Source organism: Ruegeria sp. BHSC037, from assembly GCF_059613045.1.
The window spans coordinates 146,186-168,432 of sequence record NZ_JBXWRT010000003.1 but is presented as its reverse complement, the minus strand read 5'-3'; the positions used below and the strand labels follow the sequence as shown (position 1 = coordinate 168,432).

The window sequence follows — 22,247 nt, the reverse complement described above, 5'->3', positions numbered from 1 at the left end:
ATGCGCCCCGTTCTGCACGGAGACATCAGCGCGGCGGCGCGGGTTTTGTTATCCGCGCCGCAACCCGAAAGGGACCGCCTGTGTGCCCGCATTATCATCGAGGCCGAGCTGGCCGACCGGCATGTCGCGGCCACCGGGCGGCTGCATCCGCAGTTCGGCAACGGGTCGTTGATGGCGGCGGCGCGTGGCCGACCTCTGGCGGATGAACCGGGTTTCGACGACACGGATTATTGCCAGTGTTTCGAGACGGTTCTGCGCCACCTGATCCGGTTTCAGATCAGCCGGACGCGCAGCTGACACATTTCCCGGCTGCTGGATCCAGTTCCAGCCGCCCGCGCGCGATGGCCTCGCCACAGTCTTCGCAATACCCGAATTCGCCCGCGGAAATACGCGTCAGAGCAGCGTTCAGCCGGCGGGCTTCAAGGTCGCGCCGGGTCTGCTGGGCCTTGGCCATGGCCTGGTTCTGCAGCGCGTCCATCCGGCTGAGGCGCCCAACCGCCTGCTGATCAAGCTGGACGACCGACTGGGCCTGTTTCCCGGCTTCGGAATTCTGTTCCAATTCGGCCAACCGGGCGCGGATCAGTGTTTCGAATTCCTTCAGTTCCGCCTGCTTCATTTTCTGTTGCGTCGCACATCAAGGGTTTGCGTTTGGCCTTTTTGGGCCTAGATGGCTATTCTAGGCGCAGAAAAGGAACAAAAGCCATGTTTGAAACGCGCACCCAAGTCACTCCGGTCGATCCCGTCTGGGACCGGATCACATCCGAGGCGCAAGCCGCCGTCGAGAAAGAACCGCTGATGGGCGGGCTGGTGCACGCCTGCATTCTGCACCACAAATCGCTGGAACGCGCCTTGTCATATCGGATTTCGGCCAAGCTGTGCTCGAACGAAATGTCGATGATGGTGCTGCGGGAAGTCGTCGAGGAGGCCTATGCTGACGACCAGAGCCTGCTTACTGCCGCCCGGGCCGACCTGATGGCCGTGTACGAGCGGGATCCGGCCTGCCATCGCCTGCTGCAGCCGATTCTGTATTTCAAGGGCTACCAGGCCATGCAGGCGTATCGGGTAGCGCATTGGCTGTGGCGCAAGGGGCGCCACGATCTGGCCTATTTTCTGCAGATGCGCTGTTCCGAGATTTTCGGTGTCGACATCCACCCCGCCGCGAAGATCGGCAAGGGCATCATGATCGACCACGCCCATTCCATCGTGATCGGTGAAACCGCGGTCGTGGGCGACAACGTCTCGATGTTGCATTCGGTGACCCTTGGCGGGACCGGCAAGGAGGAAGAGGACCGCCATCCCAAGATCGAGGATGGCGTTCTGATCGGCGCTGGCGCCAAGGTTCTGGGCAATATCCGCGTAGGTCATTGCAGCCGTATCGCCGCCGGTTCGGTGGTTCTGCAGGATGTGCCGCCCTGCAAAACCGTAGCCGGAATCCCCGCCAAGATCGTGGGCGAGGCCGGATGCGACCAGCCCTCGATCTCGATGGATCACATGCTGGGTAAGGATCAGTAAGCCTGTTCTCAGGTACAAAAAAAGCCGCCTCGGGGTCCGAGGCGGCTTTTTTTGATTCTTGTGGCCTGGATCAGGCCAGCATGACCATCGGGTTTTCCAGGTTGTCCACGATGGCCTGAAGCAGCTGCGCCCCAAGCGCGCCGTCGATCACCCGGTGATCCACCGACATGGTGACCGACATCACGGTCGCCACGGTCAGTTCCCCGTCTTCGCCCACGACCGGCTTCTTGGCGCCGGTGCCGACGGCCAGGATACCCGCATGCGGCGGGTTCACGATGGCGTCGAAATTGTCGATGCCATACATGCCCAGGTTCGAGATCGCGAAGGTGCCGCCCTGGTATTCATGCGGGGCCAGCTTGCGCTCGCGGGCGCGGGTGGCCAGGTCCTTCATTTCGGTCGAGAGCGCCGACAGAGATTTGGTGTCGGCGTCCTTCAGGACCGGGGTGAACAGCCCGCCTTCGATCGCCACGGCCACGGCCACGTCCGAGGGTTTCAGTTGCAGCACCCGGTCGCCCGCCCAGACGGCATTGCATTCCGGTACCTGCTGCAGCGCGTTGGCGACGGCCTTGATGATGAAGTCGTTGACGCTCAGCTTCACGCCGCGGGCTTCCAATTGCTTGTTCAGTTGGCTGCGGAATTTCAGCAGCGCGTCCAGCTTGATGTCGCGGCGCAGGTAGAAATGCGGGATGGTCTGCTTGGCCTCGGCCAGACGGGCGGCGATGGTCTTGCGCATGCCGTCCAGCTTGACCTCCTCGTACTCGCGGCCTTCGTACATGCGGGCCACCATGTCGGCCGAGGGGCCGGCGGGGGCCGCCGCGGGTGCAGGCGCTGCGCTGGGGGCGGCTGCCGGAGCCGGAGCGGCGGCCGGAGCAGCGGTTGCGGCTTCGACATCCGCCTTGACGATGCGGCCATGCGGGCCCGAGCCCTTGATTTGCGCCAGGTCCAGCCCTTTCTGAGCGGCGATCCGGCGGGCCAGCGGAGAGGCGAAGATGCGTCCGCCGTCGGCTTTGACCGGGGCCGCCGGAGCCGGGGCAGGGGCGGGCGCCTCGGATGCCGCGGGGGCGGCAGCCTCGTTGCCCGCGTCGGCTGCGGGCGCAGCCTCGGGCGCCTTGGCCGGGGCCGCGGCGATGTCATCGGCGCTTTCGCCTTCTTCCAGCAGCACGGCGATCGGGGTGTTGACCTTGACCCCCTCGGTGCCTTCGGGGATCAGGATCTTGCCGACGATGCCTTCGTCGACGGCTTCGAATTCCATCGTGGCCTTGTCGGTCTCGATCTCGGCCAGCAGGTCACCCGAGGAGACGGTATCGCCTTCCTTGACCAGCCATTTGGCGAGCGTGCCTTCCTCCATGGTCGGCGAAAGGGCGGGCATCAGAATTTCGGTGGGCATCTGTCAGTCGCTCCTTACCGATAGGTCACTTGTTTGACGGCTTCGATCACCTCGTCGGTGGTCACCAGCGCCAGTTTTTCCAGGTTCGCGGCATAGGGCATGGGTACGTCCTTGCCGGTCAGGTTGATGACGGGCGCGTCGAGATAGTCGAACGCCTCTTGCATCACCACCGAGCTGATGTAGCTGCCGACCGACCCTTGGGGCCAGCCTTCCTCGACCGTGACCAGACGGTTGGTCTTCATCACCGAGTTGATGATCGCGCCGGTGTCCATCGGGCGGATGGTGCGCAGGTCGATCACCTCGGCGCTGATGCCGTCCTCGGCCAACTTGTCGGCAGCTTCCAAGGCGTATTGCATGCCGATGCCGAAGCTGACGATGGTCACGTCGGTGCCTTCGCGCCAGATGCGGGCTTTGCCCAGCGGCACGGTCAGGTCATCGACCTGCGGCACGTCGAACGAGCGGCCATAGAGGATTTCGTTTTCCAGGAACACGACCGGGTTGGGATCGCGGATGGCCGATTTCAGCAGGCCTTTGGCGTCGGCTGCCGAATAGGGCATCACCACCTTCAGGCCGGGGATCTGCATGTACCAGGCGGCATAGTCCTGGCTGTGCTGGGCCGCCACGCGCGCGGCGGCGCCGTTGGGGCCGCGGAACACGATCGGACAGCCCATCTGACCGCCGGACATGTACAGCGTCTTGGCGGCCGAGTTGACGATCTGGTCGATCGCTTGCATGGCGAAGTTGAAGGTCATGAACTCGACGATCGGCTTCAGCCCGCCAAAGGCCGAGCCGACGGCGATGCCTGTAAAGCCATGCTCGGTGATTGGCGTATCAATCACGCGTTTTGCGCCGAACTCGTCCAGCAGACCCTGAGAGACCTTGTAGGCGCCCTGGTATTCGCCGACTTCCTCGCCCATCAGGTAGACATCTTCGTCGGCGCGCATTTCTTCTGCCATCGCGTCGCGCAGAGCTTCGCGGACAGTCTGTTGTTTCGTCGGCGCGTCGGCTGGCCAATCGGGCGACAGATCCACGACGGGCGCGGCAGGAGCCGCCGCAGGGGCGGGTGCGGGCGCCTCAACCGCCGCAGGTGCGGCGGCCTCGCTGCCCGCCTCGGCTGCCGGGGCAGCCTCGGGCAGGGCGGAGACGTCTTCGCCCTCTTCGACCAGCACGGCGATGGGTGTATTGACCTTGACCCCTTCGGTGCCCTCGGGGATCAGGATCTTGCCGATTATGCCTTCGTCGACGGCCTCGAACTCCATCGTGGCCTTGTCGGTCTCGATCTCGGCCAGTATGTCGCCGGAACTTACGGTGTCGCCTTCCTTGACCAGCCATTTGGCCAGGGTGCCTTCCTCCATGGTCGGCGAAAGGGCGGGCATGAGAATTTCGGTTGCCATGTCTTGTTCGTCCTCTCAGGCGTAGATGTCGGTCCAGAGCTCTTCGACGGGCGGCTCGGGGCTTTCCTTGGAGAATTCGGCGGCCTTGTTGACGACTTCCTTGATCTCCTTGTCGATCGCCTTCAGGTCATCCTCGGTGGCGTGCTTGCCCGATAGCAGCAGCTCGCGCACATGTTCGATCGGGTCGCTCTGTTCGCGCACTTTCTGCACCTCTTCGCGGGTGCGGTACTTGGCCGGATCTGACATCGAGTGGCCGCGATAGCGGTAGGTCTTGACCTCGAGGATATAGGGCCCCTTGCCTGCGCGGCAGTGGGCCACTGCTTTCTCTCCGGCCTCTTTCACTGCCAGCACGTCCATGCCGTTGACGATTTCGCCGGGAATGCCGAACGCCTCGCCGCGGTGATAGATGTCCTTGGTCGAGGTCGAGCGCGACTGCGCCGTTCCCATCGCGTACTGGTTGTTCTCGATCACGAAGACCACCGGTAGCTGCCACAGGGCGGCCATGTTGAAGGTTTCGTAGACCTGGCCCTGGTTCGCCGCGCCATCGCCGAAATAGGTGAAGGTCACGCGGCCGTTGTCCTTGTATTTATCGGCAAAGGCCAGACCCGCCCCTAGGGGCACTTGCGCGCCCACGATGCCGTGGCCGCCATAGAAATGCTTTTCCTTCGAGAACATGTGCATCGAGCCGCCCTTGCCCTTGGACAGACCGCCGATGCGCCCGGTAAGCTCGGCCATCACGCCGCCCGGATCCATGCCGCAGGCCAGCATGTGACCGTGGTCGCGGTAGGAGGTGATGCGCTTGTCGCCATCCTCGGCAGCGGCTTCGAGCCCCACGACGACGGCTTCCTGACCGATGTAGAGGTGGCAGAAACCGCCGATCAGACCCATCCCATACAGTTGCCCCGCCTTTTCTTCGAATCGGCGGATCAACAACATCTCGCGGTAGTAGGTCTTGAGTTCTTCCGCAGAAACGTTTGGTTTCTTTGTGGTTTTTCGCGCAGCCATCGTGGCGATCTCCCCCTTCCGGCAAGATAGTTTAGCGTTAAACTATCTTTTAGTGTATTTCGCGCAGTCTGGCGAGTGGAAATGTGACGCAGCGTCTCGGCGCGCGCCGTGCCACAGCCGGAGTGGGCATTCAGCGGATGACGATTTCGTCGGCGCGGATCATGCCCAGAACCGAGCGTGCCTGTTCGTCCAGAAGATCAAGGTCAAGATAGGTGTCCGAAAGCCTGCGCGTCAGGTTCTCCATCCGCGCGATTTCGGCGTTCAATCCGCCGAGGTCGCGCGACAGAGCATCCCGTTCCGCCGCAATCTCGACCCGTCTGAGCAGGCCATAGTCGCCCTGTACGGCGGCGAAGGTGAAATACACACCCAGCAAAAACGCCACTGAAAAGAACAGGACTGTGCCCAAACCGGGCCGACTGGAACGGGACACTCTGTTTACCGCCGTATGAATACTGCCTCGAAATCGTGCCCGTTTCCCGGGCATCTGTCGGCACTATGTCACAGGTGATTCGGCTTGTGAATCCCCGAAAACGCGAAAATCTCGACAGCGATTCAAAAAAACAGGGCGCCTCGCCGGGCAGGGCGCCACCGGCCTTGGATCATTGGTCCAAGGCGGCGACGCCGGGTAGGGTCTTGCCCTCCATCCACTCCAGGAACGCACCACCGGCGGTCGAGATGTAGGTGAAATCATGCGCCGCGCCCGACGCGTTCAGCGCGGCGACCGTATCGCCGCCGCCGGCCACCGAGACCAGCTTGCCCGCGCGGGTCAGCTCGGCCGCTTTCAGCGCGGCGGCGTTGGTGGCCGCGTCGAAGGGCTCGATCTCAAAAGCGCCCAAGGGGCCGTTCCAGATTAGTGTCTTGCTGTCTTCAAAGGTCTTGCAGATCGTGGCTACGGTTTCCGGCCCCGCGTCCAGGATCATCGCATCGGCCGGGCACTGATCGGCCGGCACCACCTTGTGCGGGGCGTGGGCCTCGAACTTTTCGGCCACGACCACGTCGCTGGGCAGGATGATGCGGCAGCCGGTTTCCTCGGCCTTGGTCATGATCTGCGCGGCGGTGTCGGTCATGGCGTGTTCGGCCAGCGATTTGCCCACGTCATACCCTTTGGCCAGCAGGAAGGTGTTGGCCATGCCGCCGCCGATGATCAGGTTGTCGACCTTCTCGATCAGGTTGCCCAGCAGGTCCAGCTTGGTCGAGACCTTGGCCCCGCCGACCACTGCGGTGACCGGACGCTGAGGGTTGCCCAACGCGGCCTCAAGCGCGCTCAGCTCGGCCTGCATCAGGCGCCCGGCGCAGGCCGGCAGCAGCTGCGCCAGCCCCTCGGTCGAGGCATGGGCGCGGTGCGCGGCGGAAAAGGCATCGTTGCAATAGATATCGCCGAGCTTGGCCATCCCTTCGGCCAGTTTGGCGCTGTTCTTGGTTTCGCCGTCGTGAAACCGCGTGTTCTCCAGCAGTACGACCTCGCCTTCGCCTTGGTTGGCCACGGCCAGCTCGGCCTCATATCCGACGCAATCCTCACCAAAGCGGACCTTGGTGCCAAAGGCCGATTCCAGCGCGGGGACCAGCTGTTTCAGCGACAGGTTCTGCCGCCGCTCGCCGCCGGGGCGCCCGAAATGGGCCAGCAGGATGGGTTTGCCGCCCTTGGCCAGGATGTCGCGCACGGTGGGCACGATGCGTTGGATGCGTGTGTCGTCGGTCACCGCGCCTTCGACGACAGGCACGTTGATATCCACGCGCACCAGCACGCGTTTGCCCTGCAGGTCCATGTCGTCCAGCGTTTTCCAGCCCATCGTGTCATCCTCGCCGTTGTCACCACGCGTCAGCGGTTCTTTTCCTGCATTTTGCCGACAGGTCAATGCTTCACTTGGCTTTCCCGCGTCCGGCGCATAGGTATTTGCGCAAATCATTTCCACAGGAGAGAGCCCCATGGCCGAGATCAAGGATCCCGAAAACACCATCATCATCGAGCTGAAGGATGGCAAGGTCGTCATCGAGCTGCTGCCCGACGTGGCACCCCAGCATTGCGAGCGCATGAAAGAGCTGGCGCGCGCGGGCGAGTACGACAACGTGGCCTTTCACCGGGTGATCGACGGCTTTATGGCGCAGACCGGTGATGTGCAGCACGGCGACATGGAAGACGGCTTCAACCTCCGCATGGCGGGCACCGGCGGGTCGTCACTGCCGAACCTTCCGGCGGAATTCTCGAAACTGCCGCATGACCGGGGTACGCTGGGCGCGGCCCGGTCGGCAAACCCGAACTCGGCCAACTCGCAGTTCTTCATAAACTTCAAGGACAACCACTTTCTGAACGGCCAATACACCGTTTATGGCCGCGTGATCGAGGGGATGGAGCATGTCGACGCCATCACCCGCGGCGAGCCGCCCGCGAACCCGGACCGCATGATCAGCGTCAAGGTGGCCGCCGATGTATAAGCTGGCCGCCGTTTTTGCCTTGCTGGCCAGCCCTGCGCTGGCCACGGGCCTGCAGATCGAAGTCGAGGGCGAGGCCAACGGCACGATCACCATCGACCTGTTCGAGGATGTCGCGCCCAAGCATGTTGAGCAGATCACCGCTCTGGCCGCCGAGGGCAAGTATGACGGGGTGGTGTTCCACCGCGTAATCGACGGTTTCATGGCGCAGACCGGCGATGTCGAATACGGCAAGCTGGGCAGCGATATGCGCCGTGCGGGCACCGGTGGGTCCGATCGTCCTGACCTGCCGGCCGAATTCTCAGATGTTCCCTACGAGCGCGGAATCGTCGGCATGGCGAGGGCGCGCGACCCGAACAGCGCCAACTCGCAGTTCTTCATCATGTTCGCACCGGCGCCGTCGCTGAACGGCCAGTACACGGTTGTCGGCGAGGTGACCGGTGGGATGGACGTGGTGGACGCCATCAAACGCGGCACCGGCCCGAACGGCGCCGTGATCGGCCAGCCCGACGTGATGACCAAGGTCACCGTTACCGAATGACCTCGACACCCGGCGCGGTTTCCGCGCCGGGTTTGACGCAAGGGTGTTCACGTCCCCGTGCGGGGGGCTTGGCCCGCCGCCCGCGCATCGCGCACCATGGCAGACAGCCAGAGGTGCCTCATGCGATCCCTTCTATCTGCCCTTCTGCTGGTCTGCGCGGCGGCTGCGTCCGCCAACCCCGATGTGTGGCGCGGTGAATGGCCTCGGACCGATTTCGCGATGACCTCGGTGCAGGACTGGAGCCAGATCCGCTCGGGCGGGCCGCCCAAGGATGGCATCCCGGCGCTCAGCGATCCCGGTTTCGTCGAGGTGTCCGTGAATACCGGACTGGCCGCTGCCGAGCCGGTCATCTCCGTCGAGCTACCCGGCGCGCGGCCAAGGGCCTATCCGATCCGCTATCTGATCTGGCACGAGATCGTGAATGACCGGATCGGCAACCGGCCCGTCGCGATCACCTATTGCCCCCTGTGCAACTCGGCGCTGGTGTTCGACCGGCGGACGGAGCAAGGCGTGCTCAGTTTTGGCGTCACGGGCAAGCTGCGCCATTCGGACATGGCATGTACGATCGTGAAACCGAAAGCTGGTGGCAGCAGGCCACGGGCGAGGCCATTGTCGGGCGGCTGACCGGAGCCCGGCTGCGGGCGCTTCCGGCGTGGATGGAAAGCTGGGCGCAGTTTCGCGAACGCAACCCCGATGGGCTGGTGATGGCCGAACCGGACTACAACCGCGACTATGGCCGCAACCCCTATCGCGGCTATGACACGTCGCGCCAACCGTTCCTGTATGACGGAGCGCCGCCACCGCATGGCCTTCACCCTCTGGAACGTGTGGTGCGGGTGGGCGACCGGGCCTGGCCTCTGACCCGCCTGCGCCGCCAAGGCCAGGTGACCGAGGCTGGCGTGACGATCTCGTGGCGCAGCGGCCAGGCCTCGGCGCTGGACAACGGGCTCATCGCCAAGGGGCGTGACGTCGGATCGGTCCGCGTCACCGATGCCACCGGGCAGGACGTGGTGCACGACGTGATGTTCGCCTTTGCCTTCCACGCCTTCTGGCCCGACGGAATCTGGATGACGGGTCGCTAGGCCGGGCGTCAGTCCTCGGACACCATCGCCTTCCAGATCAACGCGCCCACCGCGCCGCCGATCAGCGGGGCGACCCAGAACAGCCACAGCTGGGCCAGCGCAGGCCCGTCGGCGAAGAGCGCAACGCCGGTCGATCGCGCCGGGTTCACCGACGTGTTGGTGACCGGGATCGAGATCAGGTGGATCAGGGTCAACCCCAACCCGATGGCGATGGGGGCGAAGCCGGCCGGTGCCTTTTCGGACGTGGCGCCCAGGATGATGATCAGGAAAAAGGCGGTCAGGACGATCTCGATCACCAGGGCGGACATCATCGAATAGCCCTCAGGCGAGGCTTCGCCATAACCGTTCGAGGCAAAACTGCCGACACCGGAAAACTCGGGCGCGCCGCTGACGATCAGGTAAAGAACCGCAGCCGCCAGTATGGCGCCGATCACCTGGGCGGCCCAATAGGGCAATAGATCCTTGGCTGGAAAGCGTCCGCCGATCATCAGGCCCAGGCTGACGGCCGGGTTGAAATGCCCGCCCGAGATATGGCCCACCGCAAAGGCCATCGTCAGCACCGTAAGGCCGAAGGCGAAGGAAACGCCCAGCCAGCCGATGCCGACATCGGCTACGCCCGCGGCCAGAACCGCACTGCCGCACCCGCCAAGAACCAGCCAGAACGTGCCGAAGAACTCGGCCATCAATTTAGCTCGCATAGTGAAATCTCCCAAATTCAACGGGGGCGAGTGTAGCGGAAACCGAAAAAAACTCTAAATGGTCGTTTCCACCTGCGCGGACGATGTTGTTTCACGGCCACCCACGCCGGGGGCATCGCGCACGAAAAAACGCCGCGGCAGGGCCACGGCGTTTGGGTCGGAACCGTTGGGTTCTTCGGATTTACTGGCTGACTTCGGCGGCCGGGTTGGCGCCGGTCTTGCTGCTGCGGCCCGGGTTCAGCGGGTCGTCCTGACGCTGGACCGAGCCCTCGAAATGCGCGCCGCTTTCGATTGCGATGGTCTTGTGGATAATGTCGCCCTCGACACGCGCGGTCGAGGTCAGGCGCACCTTCAGCCCGCGCACGCGGCCTACGATCCGGCCGTTGATGACCACGTCATCGGCAGTCACCTCGCCCTTGATCGTCGCGGTCTCGCCGATGGTCAGCAGATGCGCACGGATGTCGCCTTCGACGGTGCCTTCGACCTGGATGTCGCCCGAGGTCTTGATGTTGCCGGTGATGTGCAGATCTGACGACAGAACCGAAGCCGGCGGCTTGGGTTTCGGTGGGGTTGCGGCCGCTTTCTGCTCGGTCGGGGCAGGGGTCGCCTGAGCGGCCGGAGCGGCGGGCTTCGCCGTTTCGGATGCCTTGGGTGCGGGCTCGTTGATCTTGCTCTTAGAAAACATTGTTCGCAGCCTTGATGTAGGTCATGGGGTTTACGGGTTTTCCGTTCACATGCACTTCGTAGTGCAGATGCGTTCCGGTCGACCGTCCGGTGTTACCCATATCAGCAATGTGGTCCCCGCGCGAGACCCTTTGGCCGACCTTCACGCGGATGTTCGAATTATGGGCGTAATAGGTTTCGATCCCGAAGGCGTGCTTGATCTTGACCAGCTTGCCGAAACCCGATTGCCAGCCGGCATGGGTCACGACGCCGTCGGCGGTCGCATAGATGTTTGTGCCCTTGGGGGCGGCGAAATCGGTGCCCTTGTGCATCCGGCGGCCACCGGTCTTTGGGTCGCGGCGATAGCCGTAGCCGCTGGTGAACCGGAAGGACGAACGGATCGGCGTGGCAAAGGGCGCCTTTTCAGCGGCGATGCGATACAGGTTCAACTGGTCCATCTGTTCCAGCAGGCGGTTGGCGCGGATTTCATCCGGCGACAGCTCCTCGCCGCGGGTGCTGAACGAGATCGGAGTCAACGGCCCGCCGATGCCGCTGTAGCCGCGCCGCACCTCGTCGAGGATGCGGTCCGTCGGCATGCCGGCCTGTCGGAACATCTTGTCCAGCGGCTCGACCGAGATCAGCATCGCCTCTTCCAACTGGCGGAAGATCTCGTCATTGCGTTCCTGCATCAACTGGATTTCAAGTTCCAGCTCGTCGCGCTGGTCCAGCGCACTCTGGGCATCGGACGCGATCTGGTCGCGCTGCTGGGCCGTGCGGGCCAGGGCCTCGGACAGGAATCCCAGTTGAACGGGGGCGGCCGATGCAAACATGGCCACGGCCGGGTCGTCGGCCTTCTGTTTCAGCGCGGCCAGTTCGGCGCGCGCCTCCTCGCGCTGTTTCATGGTGGCGCGCAGAGTGGCCTGAATCACCTCGATCCCTGTTTCCAACTCGTGCCGGCGGTTCTCGGATTCCAGCAGTTCAGACTGCATCGCCGAGATCCGCTCGAGCGCGGAATTGAAGCGTTCATGTGCGGCCAGCGCCTCTTGGGCGCGGGCGTCCCGTTCGGCGGACAGAATGTTCAGACGTTCCTGATAGACCGCCTGATCTCGTTTGGCCTGTTCCCGGAAATTGCCCGACCCGATGCTGTCCATCAGCAACAGCGCAGTTGCCACCGACGTCCAGCCGACCATGACCGCCACGCCCAGAACCGCCAGTACCTGTGTTTCCGAGCTTAGCCGTACAAAGCGCGTGTCCTTGTCGGATTTCAGAAAGACCCTGCGTTCGGGAAAGTGCCGTTCGAGCAGTGAGTGCAGTTTGATCGCCAGACGTGTTCGCACGCGTCTTACTCCTCATCCCCATTGTCCGGGTCGGTCATGAGTGGTTGCCGAGGCGGCTTGCCGACCCTTGGGGCGACTGATTAATGGCCGGGCAGCGAATGGGCAAGTTTGTTAACCGATTGGTGCAAAAATCGCGCAATTTCGGGCTAGGGATCGGCGAGAATTTGCCGAAGCGCGCGCTGCCCGGTCTATTTTCGGGCCGTTCCGGGCGGGGGCAGATCTTCGGCCAGGGGCCAGTAGAAATCGGGCGGCAATCCGGCCTCGGCCCGCTTCTCCTCGTTGAAGGGCGGTTTCAGGGCGCCGTGGAAATACCGGCGGACCAGATCGTGAAACACGTCCTTGGGGTCGGCATTTTCCCGACCGCACAGAAAGTGGAACCATTTCGACCCATAGGCGACGTGGCCGACCTCTTCGGCATAGATCACTTCCAGCGCAGCTACGGCCTGATCGGCCTTTGCCTTGCGGAAAATCTCGATCATGCCCGGTGTCACGTCCAAGCCGCGCGCCTCGAGCACCATCGGCACTACCGCCAGCCGGCCCATCAGGTCCCCGGCGGTGTCCTCGGCTGCGCGCCACATTCCGGCATGGGCGGGAAGCGCGCCGTAATGGCTGTCCATCGCCTCCAGGCAGTCGCAGACCATTTCGAAATGGCGCGATTCCTCCTCGGCGCATTTGACCCAGTCGTCGTAGAAGCCGATCGGCATCGGCACATGTCCGAACCGGGCGATGATGTCCCAATGCAGGTCCACCGCGTTCAGCTCGATATGGGCTACGGCGTGCAGCAGCGCGATGCGCCCGGCCTCGGACCCGGGGCGGCGGCGCGGCACGTCGCGCGGTGATAGCAGCTCGGGGCGGGCGGGGCGCGCGGGATGCAGCGGCGGTTCGGCGGTGCCGATCTCGATCGCCGGGGCCTCGCCCTTGCGGGACGCGACCCAGTCGGCCGCATATCGCCGCGACAGGGCGGTCTTGGCACGCCCGTCCGCGGTGGTCAGCACGTCGGTTGCCATCTGGGTCAGGGTCTTGGCCACGGTGATCCTCGGGTCGAATGAAACTGCCGCCTCTTAGACCGGATGGCGCGCGGCGTCAAAGCGCGCGCACGGCCTCCAGCACCTCATCGACGTGACCGGGGACCTTCACCTTGCGCCAGACGCGGGCGATCTTGCCGTCGGTGTCGATCAGAAAGGTCGAACGCTCGATCCCCATCGATTTCTTCCCGTACATGTTCTTTTCGACCCAGACGCCGAAGGCCTCGCAGACGGTTCCGTCTTCGTCGGACAGAAGCGTCGTGGTCAGACCGTGCTTGGCGACGAATTTGTCATGTTTGGCGACGCTGTCGCGCGAGATGCCGAAGACCTGCGCGCCCGCCTCGGCGAAGGCGGGCAGAGCTTCGGAAAATCCGATGGATTCCTTCGTGCAGCCCGGCGTATCATCGCGGGGATAGAAGAACAGAACGACGGGGCGGCCGCGCAGGGCCGACAGGGTGACCGAACCGCCGCCGTCACGGGGCAGGGTGAAATCGGGGGCGATGTCTGAGAGGTCGGGCATGGAGGTCTCCGGTTGTGGTTGTCATGAACTGCCGCGGATAATAGAGCGGCGTCAGCGGGTTGGAAGGCTTGGTAGGCGAATTGGCTGAGCGGCAGGACGAAAAATCGGACAAACCAGGCCGGGCGCCGCGCCGCCGATCCCGCCGCCGGACGGCCGTTCTGTGGGCCTTGCGCGGGGTTTTCCTGCTGGTGTTTCTGGCCGTGTTCTCGGGGTTGATGGTCCTGGGGCAACGGGTGCATGCGCCGAACTGGCTGCGCGACCGGGTCGAGGCGCGGCTAGACCAGGCGCTGGACGGGGTGAAGATCCGGTTCGGCGATGCCAGTTTCATCATCCACGAAGGCTGGCGTCCGAGTCTGCGGCTGAGCGACGTGTCGATCAGCGATGCCGAAGGGCGGCAGATCGCACATGTGTCGGACTTGCGGGCCAGCCTGTCGATGCGCCCATTGCTGCGCGGACATGTCCGGCCCAAGCGGATCGTACTGAACGGTGCCCAGATCACGCTGGTCCGCGGGCCAGACGGGATGCTGACCCTGATCGTGGGGTCCGGCAGCGCCCCCGTGAGGCAGGCGCCAAATCTGGCCGAACTGATCGAGCAGGCTGATGCCGTTTTCCAATCTCCGGCCCTGTCCGCACTGGCGTCGGTCGAGATGGAGGCGATCACGCTGGACTACAGCGATCAGCGGCTTGGCCGGTCCTGGGTTCTGGATGGCGGGCACATCCTGGTCACCCGCGACGATCTGGCCTTGCGGCTGGCCACAGGGTTTTCGGTTCTGGCGGGGCGAGACTATGTGAGTATGGTCGAGGCCAACTATACCAGCTCATTCGGCTCGCCTCAGGCACAGTTCGGCATCTCGATCACGGACCTGCCCGCTGTGGACGTGGCCGCGCAGGCGCCGGCCCTCGCGTGGCTGCAGGTGCTGGACGCGCCGATCTCGGGCGCCCTGCGCGGCAGCATCGACGAGCAGGGGGCGTTGGGGCCGGTTTTTGCCACGCTCAACCTCGGCCCGGGCGCCGTGCAGCCCAATCCCGAAACCCGTCCGGTGCCGTTTGACACGGCACGCACCTATTTCACCTATGACCCCTACCGGCAGGTTCTGGATTTCAACGAAGTATCCATCGCCTCTGCCTGGGGAACGGTCCAGGGTGAAGGTGAGGCCTATCTCGAGGGTGTGGAGACGGGTGCGCTGCAGAGCATGGCGGTTCAGGTCCGCCTGACCGGAATCGGGCTGAACCCGGCTGATCTGTTCGTGGACGACCTGCACCTGAACCGGGCCCAGCTGGATTTCCAGGTCAGTCTGAATCCGTTCCGCCTGCAACTGGGGCAGGCGGTTGTCGAGGACGATAACGTGCGGCTGCATGCGTCGGGCGCGGTACAGGGCCTACCCGACGGCTGGAGCGTGGATCTCGACGCTCGGATCAATCAGATCTCGCAGGGGCGCGTTTTGCAGTACTGGCCGCCGCGACTGGCGCCTAAGCCGCGCAAATGGGTCACGGAAAACGTGCTCGGCGGGCAGATGTCGAACGTGGATTTCGCTCTTCGCCTGCGCCCCGGGACCAAACCGCTGATCTACGCGGATTTCGAATTCGACGAGGCGACCGTGCGATTTGCCAAGACCCTGCCGCCGTTGCAGAACGCACGCGGTGAGGCCAGCCTGATCGAGCGGCGCTTTACCGTCACCGCCCATCAGGGATTCGTGAAGGCCGATCAGGGCGGAGTCGTCGATGCCGCGGGCACCTCATTCATCATCCCGGACACCGGGATCAAGAAATCGACGCCGGGCATTGTTCGCATTCAGGCCAGAGGCAGCGTGACCGCGGCGCTGTCGCTGCTGGACCGGCCGCCATTGTCCGTGCTGACCAAGGCCAAACTGCCGGTCGATCTGGCCGACGGGCAGGTGCGATTGAGCGGCACATTGGCCCTGCCGCTGATCAAGGGGCTCAAGCTGGAAGACACCCGGTTCCATTTTGCCGGGGACATACTGAACCTGCAGACCGATCGTCTTGTGCCCGGTTTCCGCGTCAGCGCGGCGAAACTGGCCCTGAGCGGCACCCAGGACGAGGTCTCCATCGCCGGCGACGGGTCTTTCGGCGCGGTCCCGATGCAGGTCCGCTGGCGACAGCCCATCGGCGGCACCGAACCGCAACGCAGCACGCTGACCGGGCAGATCGAGCTGTCGCCGCGTTTGATGGACGAGCTGAAGGCGGGATTGCCGCCGCAGATGCTGACGGGGCAGGGCGTGGCGCAGATCGAACTGGGGATCGGGGGCGGTCAGCCGACGCGTCTGCGCGCCAGTTCTGATCTTGCGGGGGTGACGCTGGCGATCCCCGAATTGGGCTGGCGCAAGCCTCCGTCCGGCACGGGCGCGCTGACGGTCGAAGCCACCGTCTCCGAGCCGCTGAGCATCGACACGCTGCTAATCGAAGCCGCCGGGCTGCGGGCCGTGGGAGCGATCTCGATCAGCGATGGCGCGCTGGACCGGATCCGATTCAGCACGTTCGAACTGGGCGACTGGCTGGCAGTTCCGGCCGAGCTGATTGGGCGGGGTGCGGCGGTCCCGGATATCCGGGTTCTGGGTGGGGTTCTGAACCTTGCCAAGGCGACCTTCGCCAGCGGTGGCGGGGGCGGTGGCGCAGGTCCGAAACTGGACGTGACGCTGGACCGGCTGCAGGTCACCGATACGGTGGCCCTGACCGGCCTGACCGGGAATTTCCAGACGACGGGCGGCCTGCAGGGCGGGTTCAGCGCCCGGGTAAACGGTGGTGCCGCCGTTCAGGGGCAGGTCTTCCCCAGCGGCGATGGCCGCAGCGCAGTCCGGCTGCAATCGGTGGATGCCGGGGCCGTTTTGCGGTCGGCCGGGTTGCTGACGCAGGCGCAGGGTGGCACGCTACAGGTCCAGCTGGACCCGGTGGCCGAGCCCGGAAATTACGACCTGAACCTGAATATCCGAAACACCCGCATCACCGACGCCCCGGCCATGGCGGCACTGTTGAACGCGATCAGCGTGGTAGGGTTGCTGGACGAGATGTCCGGGCAGGGGATCCAGTTCTCGTCGATCGAGAGCGTAATGCGAATCACGCCGACGCAGGTCAAGATCCTCAGCGGCAGCGCGGTCGGTCCGTCGCTGGGGCTGTCGTTCGACGGCACGGTCGATCTGAACCGCAAATTCCTGAACCTTCAGGGCGCGATTTCTCCGATCTACCTGGTCAACGCCATCGGCAGCGTACTGACCCAGAAGGGCGAAGGCGTTTTCGCCTTCAACTACAAGCTGGTCGGGCCGGTCTCGGCGCCGCAGGTCTCGGTCAATCCGCTGTCGGGATTGGCGCCATTGTTTCTACGCAACCTTATGCGCGACCCGGCGCCGACGGTTTCGGACGGCCCCAACGCAACGCCCCAACGCGATGGCCCCAGCCCGTCTTTGGGGGCACGGGGAGAAGATCGTTGACCGGGATCTGTGGTCAAATCCATTCGGGCGTTGTATGCCGCGCGCATGAAGCTGAGTGATTTCGATTTCGACCTGCCCGAAGACCTGATCGCCACCCGGCCCGCCAGCCCGCGCTCGTCGGCGCGTCTGTTGGTGGCGCAGGGCGATGACCTGACCGATGCGCGCGTGTCCGACCTGCCCGACTGGCTGCGACCGGGCGACCGGCTGGTGCTGAACGACACTCGGGTCATTCCCGCGCGCCTGTCGGGGCGGCGCCACCGCGACAGCGCGCAGGGGTCGGTGTCGGCCGCGATCGAGGCCACCTTGCTGGACCCGCAGGCCGACGGCAGTTGGGCGGCACTGCTCAAGCCTCTGAAAAAGGTGCGCGTCGGCGAAGAGATCGTGTTCTCGGGCGAACTGTCTGCGATTCTGGAACGCGTCGTGGACGGGCAGGCCCATCTGCGGTTCAACCTGACGGGCGAGGATTTCGACCGCGCGCTTGAGCAGGCCGGGGCGATGCCGCTGCCGCCCTACATCGCCGCAAAGCGACCGGCGGACGAGCGGGACAAGACGGACTATCAGACGGTCTGGGCGCGCCATTCCGGTGCCGTGGCGGCCCCCACCGCCTCGCTGCATTTCGACGAGTCGCTGCTGCAGGCACTGGCTGCGCGTGGGGTGGATTTCACCTATGTCACCCTGCATGTGGGCGCGGGCACCTTCCTGCCGGTCAAGGTCGAGGACGTGACCACCCACAAGATGCATGCCGAATGGGGGCGTGTCAGCGCGCAGGCCGCGGCCGAGATCGCCGCCACCAAGGCCACCGGCGGCCGCGTCATTCCCGTGGGCACCACGGCGCTGCGCCTGATCGAAAGCGCCGCGCGCGGCGGACGGATCGAACCGTGGGAAGGCGAGACCGACATCTTCATCTATCCCGGTTTCAAATTCCATGTGACCGATGCGCTGATGACCAATTTCCACCTGCCCAAATCCACCCTGCTGATGCTGGTCTCGGCATTGATGGGTAAGGACCGGATGCTGCGGATCTACGATCACGCTATTGCCAGCCGGTACCGCTTCTTTTCTTATGGTGACGCGTCGCTTTTGATCCCTTAAAGGGCGCGATCACCGGACCGAATCCGGGAAATGTCGTAGACAAGCGCGACCGGGGCGTATTCAGGTCGTTTACCGCAACGAGTTTGACGCAAAGAATTGTTCAGCAGAATTGGAGGCAGTCATGCTTCAGGTACTTGCCAGCGCATGGGCGCTTCTTCTAGGAATGGGTCTGCTGATGATCGGCAACGGCCTGCAGGGTACCCTGCTGGGCGTGCGGGGCGAGATCGAGGGCTTCTCGACGCTGGAGATGTCCTTTGTCATGTCGGCCTATTTCGTGGGATTCCTGGGCGGCTCGCGCCTGGCCCCCGAGATGATCCGGCGGGTCGGGCATGTGCGGGTCTTCGCGGCGCTGGCGTCGTTCATCTCGGCGGTGATGATCATGTATCCGATGCTGACCGACCCGATCGCCTGGTCGCTGGGCCGCGTGGTGATCGGCTTTTGTTTTTCCGGCGTGTATGTGACGGCCGAAAGCTGGTTGAACAATGCCGCCAGCAATGAAAACCGGGGGCAGGCGCTGTCGCTGTACATGATCGTCCAGATGATCGGCATCGTCAGTGCGCAGGCGCTGATGCTGGTGGGCGATCCGGCGGGGTACGAGACCTTCGTAATCGCCTCGATCCTGGTCTCGGTCTCGTTCGCGCCGATCCTGCTGTCGATCTCGCCGACACCGGCCTTTGACACGACCAAGCCGATGACGCTGAGACAGTTGATGGAAACCTCGCCGCTGGGCTGCGTTGGCATGTTCCTGCTGGGCGGCGTCTTTTCGGCCCAGTTCGGCATGGCCGCGGTCTATGGCGCCCGCGCCGGGTTGACACTGGTCGAGATTTCGACCTTCGTGGCAACCTTCTACATCGGTGCGTTGCTGTTGCAGTATCCGCTGGGATGGTTCTCGGACCGGATGGACCGGCGGGTGCTGATCCTGCTGGTTTCGGTCGCCGGGGGGGCCGCGGCTCTGGTGGGCATGCTGTTTGGCATGACCTTCGCGGTTCTGCTGGCCGCCGCCTTCGTGATCGGAGGCATGTCGAACCCGCTTTATTCGCTGCTGATCGCCTATACCAATGACTATCTGGAATACGAGGACATGGCCGCTGCCTCGGGCGGGTTGATCTTCATCAACGGTTTGGGGGCGATCGCTGGCCCGCTCATCACCGGTTGGCTGATGGGCGATGCGGTGTTCGGGCCGTCCGGGTATTTCCTGTTAATCGCAGCGTTGCTGTTCGCCATGGCTGCCTATGCGTTGTACCGGATGACCCAGCGTGCCCATGTGCCGGTGGACGAGACCGCCGCGCTTGCGCCGCTTTACCCCACCGCCTCGCCGGTGGCGCTGGAAGTTGCGCAGGAAATCGCCATTGAGGCCGCGCAGGACGACGAAGAGGCTGAAACTCCGGCCTGAGCGCCGGATATGTGTCGCAAGTGTTGCAATATGTTACTGTAACATTTCTGTAAAAGACCCTTAAATGACCCTACGTCTCTTGGGGGAGAACACACGGAGTCATTGGGATGGTCGGTCCTGAAGAAGTATTGAGTTTTTGGTTGGATGAAGTCGGCCCCAAGGGCTGGTACCGCGAGGATGAGGCACTGGATACCCGGATCCGGGAGAGGTTCCTGACGACGTGGGAAGCGGCGTGCCAAGGGAAATTCTCGCTGTGGCTGACCTATCCCAGCGGGGCCTTGGCCTACATCATTCTGATGGATCAATTTCCGCGCAACATGTTCCGGGGCAGCGCTCGGGCCTTCGCGTCCGACAGGGCTGCGCTGGCGGCGGCCAAATGCGCCATCGACAAGGGCTGGGACCTGAAGATCGACGAACCGGCGCGGCAATTCTTCTACATGCCGCTGATGCATTCCGAGAACCTGTGCGACCAGGAACGCTGTGTACGACTGATGTGCGAGCGCATGCCCAAGCATGGCAGAGACAACCTGCTGCATGCCCGCGCGCATCGCGAGGTGATCAGAAAATTCGGGCGGTTCCCCTATCGCAACGCGGCGCTGTCGCGGGAAACGACTGCGCCCGAGGCCGCCTATGTCAGCAACGGCGGTTACGGTGCCACCGTGCGCGAGTTGCAGGCGATCGCCTAGCTTTCCTGCGCCCCGCAGCCGCGCAGCGTCATCAGGCGTTGGCTGGTGGTGTCGATGGCTGTGATTATGGCTCGGTCGATCAACAGTCCCGGGGTTTCGGCGATCTGTGTCAGGGTATCTTGTGCCCGGTTCAGGGCTGCCAGGCTCTGGTCGAGCCGGTCCAGCGTTCGCGCCAGCTCCTGTCCAGTGTCCAAATCGGTACTGCCGCCGGCGCGAACGGCCTTCAACTCGTCCCGCAACGCGCTCAAATCCGCTCTGATGTTGCGGGCCTGCTCCTGAAATGGGCGCACGATCTGCAGATTCTGCTGGAACCGGTCCTGAATGTTCTCGACGCTCTGCGCCAGTTTCCAGCCGAGAAACAGGCACAGGGCCAGCAGGATCAGAGTCGCGTTCAGTAGGGCAATCAGCAGATCCTTGAGTGTTCGGGCCATGGCCTGGGCCTCCTATGTCTCGGTCAAACACGTGTTGCCAATGGAATTGGTATCTTTTCTAGCCTTCCGCCCAGCGCTGCAATAGTCTTGACGGGCTGGGTTTCTGCTTTTGTGACCTTACGTCACCAATGTCGCAGGCAGCGATGTTGAAGCGCCCGCAGAAATAGTTTAGCACTAAACTAGTTTTCATCAGACCCGCGCCGAGAGGTACACATGGCTGCAAAAACCTTTGATCTGATCGTAATCGGGGCTGGCCCCGGCGGCTATGTCGCTGCCATCCGCGCGGCCCAGCTGGGCCTGAAGACCGCAATCGTCGAGCGCGAGCACCTGGGCGGCATCTGTTTGAACTGGGGCTGCATCCCGACCAAGGCGCTGCTGCGGTCTGCCGAGGTATTCCACCTGATGGAACGCGCCAAGGATTTCGGGCTGAGCGCCGAGAAGATCGGATATGATATCGATGCTGTGGTCAAGCGGTCGCGCGGCGTGGCCAAGCAGTTGGCCGGTGGCGTCGGGCACCTTCTGAAAAAGAACAAGGTTACCGTGGTGATGGGAGAGGCGACGATCCCCGCGCGCGGCAAGGTTTCGGTCAAGACCGACAAGGGAACCGAGGAGTTGGCCGCCAGCAACATCATCCTCGCCACCGGGGCCCGGGCGCGTGAGTTGCCTGGGCTCGAGGCCGACGGCGACCTGGTCTGGACCTACAAGCACGCGCTGCAGCCCCCTCGGATGCCCAAGAAGCTGCTGGTCATCGGCTCGGGCGCGATCGGGATCGAATTCGCCAGTTTCTTCAATACGCTGGGCGCGGACACGACGGTGGTCGAGGTCATGGACCGCGTTCTGCCGGTCGAGGATGCCGAGATCAGCGCCTTTGCCAAAAAGGCATTCATCAAGCAGGGCATGAAGATCATGGAGAAATCCATGGTCAAGCAGCTTGACCGCGGCAAGGGCAAGGTGACCGCCCATATCGAAACCGGCGGAAAGACGGAAAAACACGAATTCGACACGGTCATCTCTGCCGTTGGGATCGTCGGCAACGTCGAGAACCTGGGGCTCGAGGCGTTGGGGGTGAAGATCGACAGAACCCATGTCGTGACCGATGAATTCTGCCGTACCGGCGTCGATGGCCTCTATGCGATCGGCGACATCGCAGGGGCGCCTTGGCTGGCGCACAAGGCAAGCCACGAGGGCGTCATGGTCGCGGAACTGATCGCCGGAAAACATGCCCATCCCGTCAAACCCGAGAGCATCGCTGGGTGCACCTACTGCCACCCCCAGGTGGCATCGGTCGGCTACACCGAAGCCAAGGCCAAAGAGTTGGGCTTTGAGGTCAAGGTCGGCCGTTTCCCCTTTATCGGTAATGGCAAGGCCATCGCGCTGGGAGAACCCGAGGGCATGATCAAGACCGTTTTCGATGCCAAGACGGGTGAGCTGTTAGGGGCGCACATGGTCGGTGCCGAGGTGACCGAGCTCATCCAAGGATATGTCGTAGGGCGCCAGTTGGAAACCACGGAAGAAGACCTGATGAACACCGTCTTCCCGCACCCGACGCTGTCGGAAATGATGCACGAGGCCGTTCTGGACGCTTACGGACGCGCCATCCACTTCTAG

General features: G+C 63.7%; 21 protein-coding genes and 1 pseudogene. 10 read left to right on the top strand and 12 right to left on the bottom strand.

All coding sequences use genetic code 11. The features are described from left to right. Positions 1 to 297, top strand: a complete 297-nt coding sequence (locus AC2FMN_RS04080; protein ID WP_496686462.1) for a DUF7742 family protein — start codon at positions 1 to 3, stop codon at positions 295 to 297. Here AC2FMN_RS04080 and AC2FMN_RS04075 read toward each other — a convergent pair. Beyond that, entirely contained in the window at positions 278 to 616 is a 339-nt protein-coding gene (locus tag AC2FMN_RS04075) for a TraR/DksA family transcriptional regulator (RefSeq protein ID WP_496686459.1), read from the bottom strand. The genes AC2FMN_RS04080 and AC2FMN_RS04075 overlap by 20 nt on opposite strands. Before the next feature lie 86 nt (positions 617 to 702). Between AC2FMN_RS04075 and cysE the strand changes: the two genes are divergently transcribed. Continuing rightward, a complete protein-coding gene (gene cysE / locus AC2FMN_RS04070; RefSeq protein ID WP_496681130.1) occupies positions 703 to 1,512 on the top strand; it encodes a serine O-acetyltransferase in 810 nt (269 codons plus the stop codon). A gap of 70 nt (positions 1,513 to 1,582) precedes the next feature. Here cysE and AC2FMN_RS04065 read toward each other — a convergent pair whose 3' ends face one another. From AC2FMN_RS04065 to AC2FMN_RS04045, 5 genes are all read right to left on the bottom strand, one after another. After that, positions 1,583 to 2,899, bottom strand: a complete 1,317-nt coding sequence (locus tag AC2FMN_RS04065) for a pyruvate dehydrogenase complex dihydrolipoamide acetyltransferase (protein WP_496686457.1) — start codon at positions 2,897 to 2,899, stop codon at positions 1,583 to 1,585. 14 nt (positions 2,900 to 2,913) lie between these two features. Further along, positions 2,914 to 4,293, bottom strand: coding sequence for a pyruvate dehydrogenase complex E1 component subunit beta (locus AC2FMN_RS04060; RefSeq protein WP_496686455.1), 1,380 nt, complete (start codon positions 4,291 to 4,293; stop codon positions 2,914 to 2,916). 15 nt (positions 4,294 to 4,308) lie between these two features. Further along, positions 4,309 to 5,298: a pyruvate dehydrogenase (acetyl-transferring) E1 component subunit alpha gene (pdhA, locus tag AC2FMN_RS04055; RefSeq protein ID WP_496681139.1), complete on the bottom strand. Its 990-nt coding sequence runs from the start codon at positions 5,296 to 5,298 to the stop codon at positions 4,309 to 4,311. A gap of 130 nt (positions 5,299 to 5,428) precedes the next feature. After that, complete coding sequence (locus AC2FMN_RS04050; protein WP_496681140.1) at positions 5,429 to 5,728, bottom strand: FtsB family cell division protein; 300 nt, start codon at positions 5,726 to 5,728, stop codon at positions 5,429 to 5,431. A gap of 169 nt (positions 5,729 to 5,897) precedes the next feature. Continuing rightward, positions 5,898 to 7,088: a phosphoglycerate kinase gene (locus tag AC2FMN_RS04045; RefSeq protein WP_496686453.1), complete on the bottom strand. Its 1,191-nt coding sequence runs from the start codon at positions 7,086 to 7,088 to the stop codon at positions 5,898 to 5,900. A 136-nt stretch (positions 7,089 to 7,224) separates the two neighbouring features. Between AC2FMN_RS04045 and AC2FMN_RS04040 the strand changes: the two genes are divergently transcribed. The 3 genes and pseudogenes from AC2FMN_RS04040 to AC2FMN_RS04030 all read left to right on the top strand — a co-directional run bounded on the left by AC2FMN_RS04040 (position 7,225) and on the right by AC2FMN_RS04030 (position 9,351). Continuing rightward, positions 7,225 to 7,731, top strand: a complete 507-nt coding sequence (locus AC2FMN_RS04040; RefSeq protein ID WP_496681145.1) for a peptidylprolyl isomerase — start codon at positions 7,225 to 7,227, stop codon at positions 7,729 to 7,731. Beyond that, positions 7,724 to 8,269: a peptidylprolyl isomerase gene (locus tag AC2FMN_RS04035; protein ID WP_496686452.1), complete on the top strand. Its 546-nt coding sequence runs from the start codon at positions 7,724 to 7,726 to the stop codon at positions 8,267 to 8,269. The genes AC2FMN_RS04040 and AC2FMN_RS04035 overlap by 8 nt, the downstream gene beginning before the upstream one ends. 120 nt (positions 8,270 to 8,389) lie before the next feature. Next, positions 8,390 to 9,351 (top strand): annotated as a pseudogene (locus tag AC2FMN_RS04030) (DUF3179 domain-containing protein). Between the two features lie 8 nt (positions 9,352 to 9,359). On the opposite strand, the gene aqpZ reads toward AC2FMN_RS04030, so the two are convergent. The 5 genes from aqpZ to AC2FMN_RS04005 all read right to left on the bottom strand — a co-directional run bounded on the left by aqpZ (position 9,360) and on the right by AC2FMN_RS04005 (position 13,594). After that, positions 9,360 to 10,049: an aquaporin Z gene (gene aqpZ, locus AC2FMN_RS04025; protein WP_496686450.1), complete on the bottom strand. Its 690-nt coding sequence runs from the start codon at positions 10,047 to 10,049 to the stop codon at positions 9,360 to 9,362. A gap of 181 nt (positions 10,050 to 10,230) precedes the next feature. Then, positions 10,231 to 10,734 (bottom strand): bactofilin family protein, encoded by a 504-nt coding sequence (locus tag AC2FMN_RS04020; protein WP_496681152.1) that lies wholly within the window; start codon positions 10,732 to 10,734, stop codon positions 10,231 to 10,233. Continuing rightward, positions 10,724 to 12,049, bottom strand: a complete 1,326-nt coding sequence (locus tag AC2FMN_RS04015) for a DUF5930 domain-containing protein (protein WP_496681160.1) — start codon at positions 12,047 to 12,049, stop codon at positions 10,724 to 10,726. The genes AC2FMN_RS04020 and AC2FMN_RS04015 overlap by 11 nt, the downstream gene beginning before the upstream one ends. A gap of 188 nt (positions 12,050 to 12,237) precedes the next feature. Continuing rightward, the gene (locus AC2FMN_RS04010; RefSeq protein WP_496686647.1) at positions 12,238 to 13,056 is read right to left on the bottom strand and encodes a ferritin-like domain-containing protein; all 819 of its coding nucleotides are present in this window, start codon (positions 13,054 to 13,056) and stop codon (positions 12,238 to 12,240) included. A gap of 76 nt (positions 13,057 to 13,132) precedes the next feature. Then, positions 13,133 to 13,594 carry a peroxiredoxin gene (locus AC2FMN_RS04005; RefSeq protein ID WP_496686447.1) on the bottom strand — a complete coding sequence of 154 codons (462 nt, stop codon included), beginning with the start codon at positions 13,592 to 13,594 and terminating at the stop codon, positions 13,133 to 13,135. Between the two features lie 59 nt (positions 13,595 to 13,653). Here AC2FMN_RS04005 and AC2FMN_RS04000 point away from each other — a divergent pair, with 59 nt between their 5' ends. From AC2FMN_RS04000 to AC2FMN_RS03985, 4 genes are all read left to right on the top strand, one after another. Further along, positions 13,654 to 17,037 (top strand): YhdP family protein, encoded by a 3,384-nt coding sequence (locus AC2FMN_RS04000; RefSeq protein ID WP_496686445.1) that lies wholly within the window; start codon positions 13,654 to 13,656, stop codon positions 17,035 to 17,037. 45 nt (positions 17,038 to 17,082) lie between these two features. After that, complete coding sequence (queA, locus tag AC2FMN_RS03995; RefSeq protein WP_496681201.1) at positions 17,083 to 18,129, top strand: tRNA preQ1(34) S-adenosylmethionine ribosyltransferase-isomerase QueA; 1,047 nt, start codon at positions 17,083 to 17,085, stop codon at positions 18,127 to 18,129. Between the two features lie 121 nt (positions 18,130 to 18,250). Then, positions 18,251 to 19,522 carry an MFS transporter gene (locus tag AC2FMN_RS03990; protein WP_496681165.1) on the top strand — a complete coding sequence of 424 codons (1,272 nt, stop codon included), beginning with the start codon at positions 18,251 to 18,253 and terminating at the stop codon, positions 19,520 to 19,522. Between the two features lie 107 nt (positions 19,523 to 19,629). Then, complete coding sequence (locus tag AC2FMN_RS03985) at positions 19,630 to 20,208, top strand: DUF924 family protein (protein WP_496681166.1); 579 nt, start codon at positions 19,630 to 19,632, stop codon at positions 20,206 to 20,208. Here AC2FMN_RS03985 and AC2FMN_RS03980 read toward each other — a convergent pair. Continuing rightward, complete coding sequence (locus AC2FMN_RS03980) at positions 20,205 to 20,639, bottom strand: hypothetical protein (protein WP_496686442.1); 435 nt, start codon at positions 20,637 to 20,639, stop codon at positions 20,205 to 20,207. The genes AC2FMN_RS03985 and AC2FMN_RS03980 overlap by 4 nt on opposite strands. Positions 20,640 to 20,852: 213 nt before the next feature. On the opposite strand from AC2FMN_RS03980, the gene lpdA reads away from it, so the two are divergent. Further along, positions 20,853 to 22,247 carry a dihydrolipoyl dehydrogenase gene (gene lpdA, locus AC2FMN_RS03975; protein WP_496686440.1) on the top strand — a complete coding sequence of 465 codons (1,395 nt, stop codon included), beginning with the start codon at positions 20,853 to 20,855 and terminating at the stop codon, positions 22,245 to 22,247.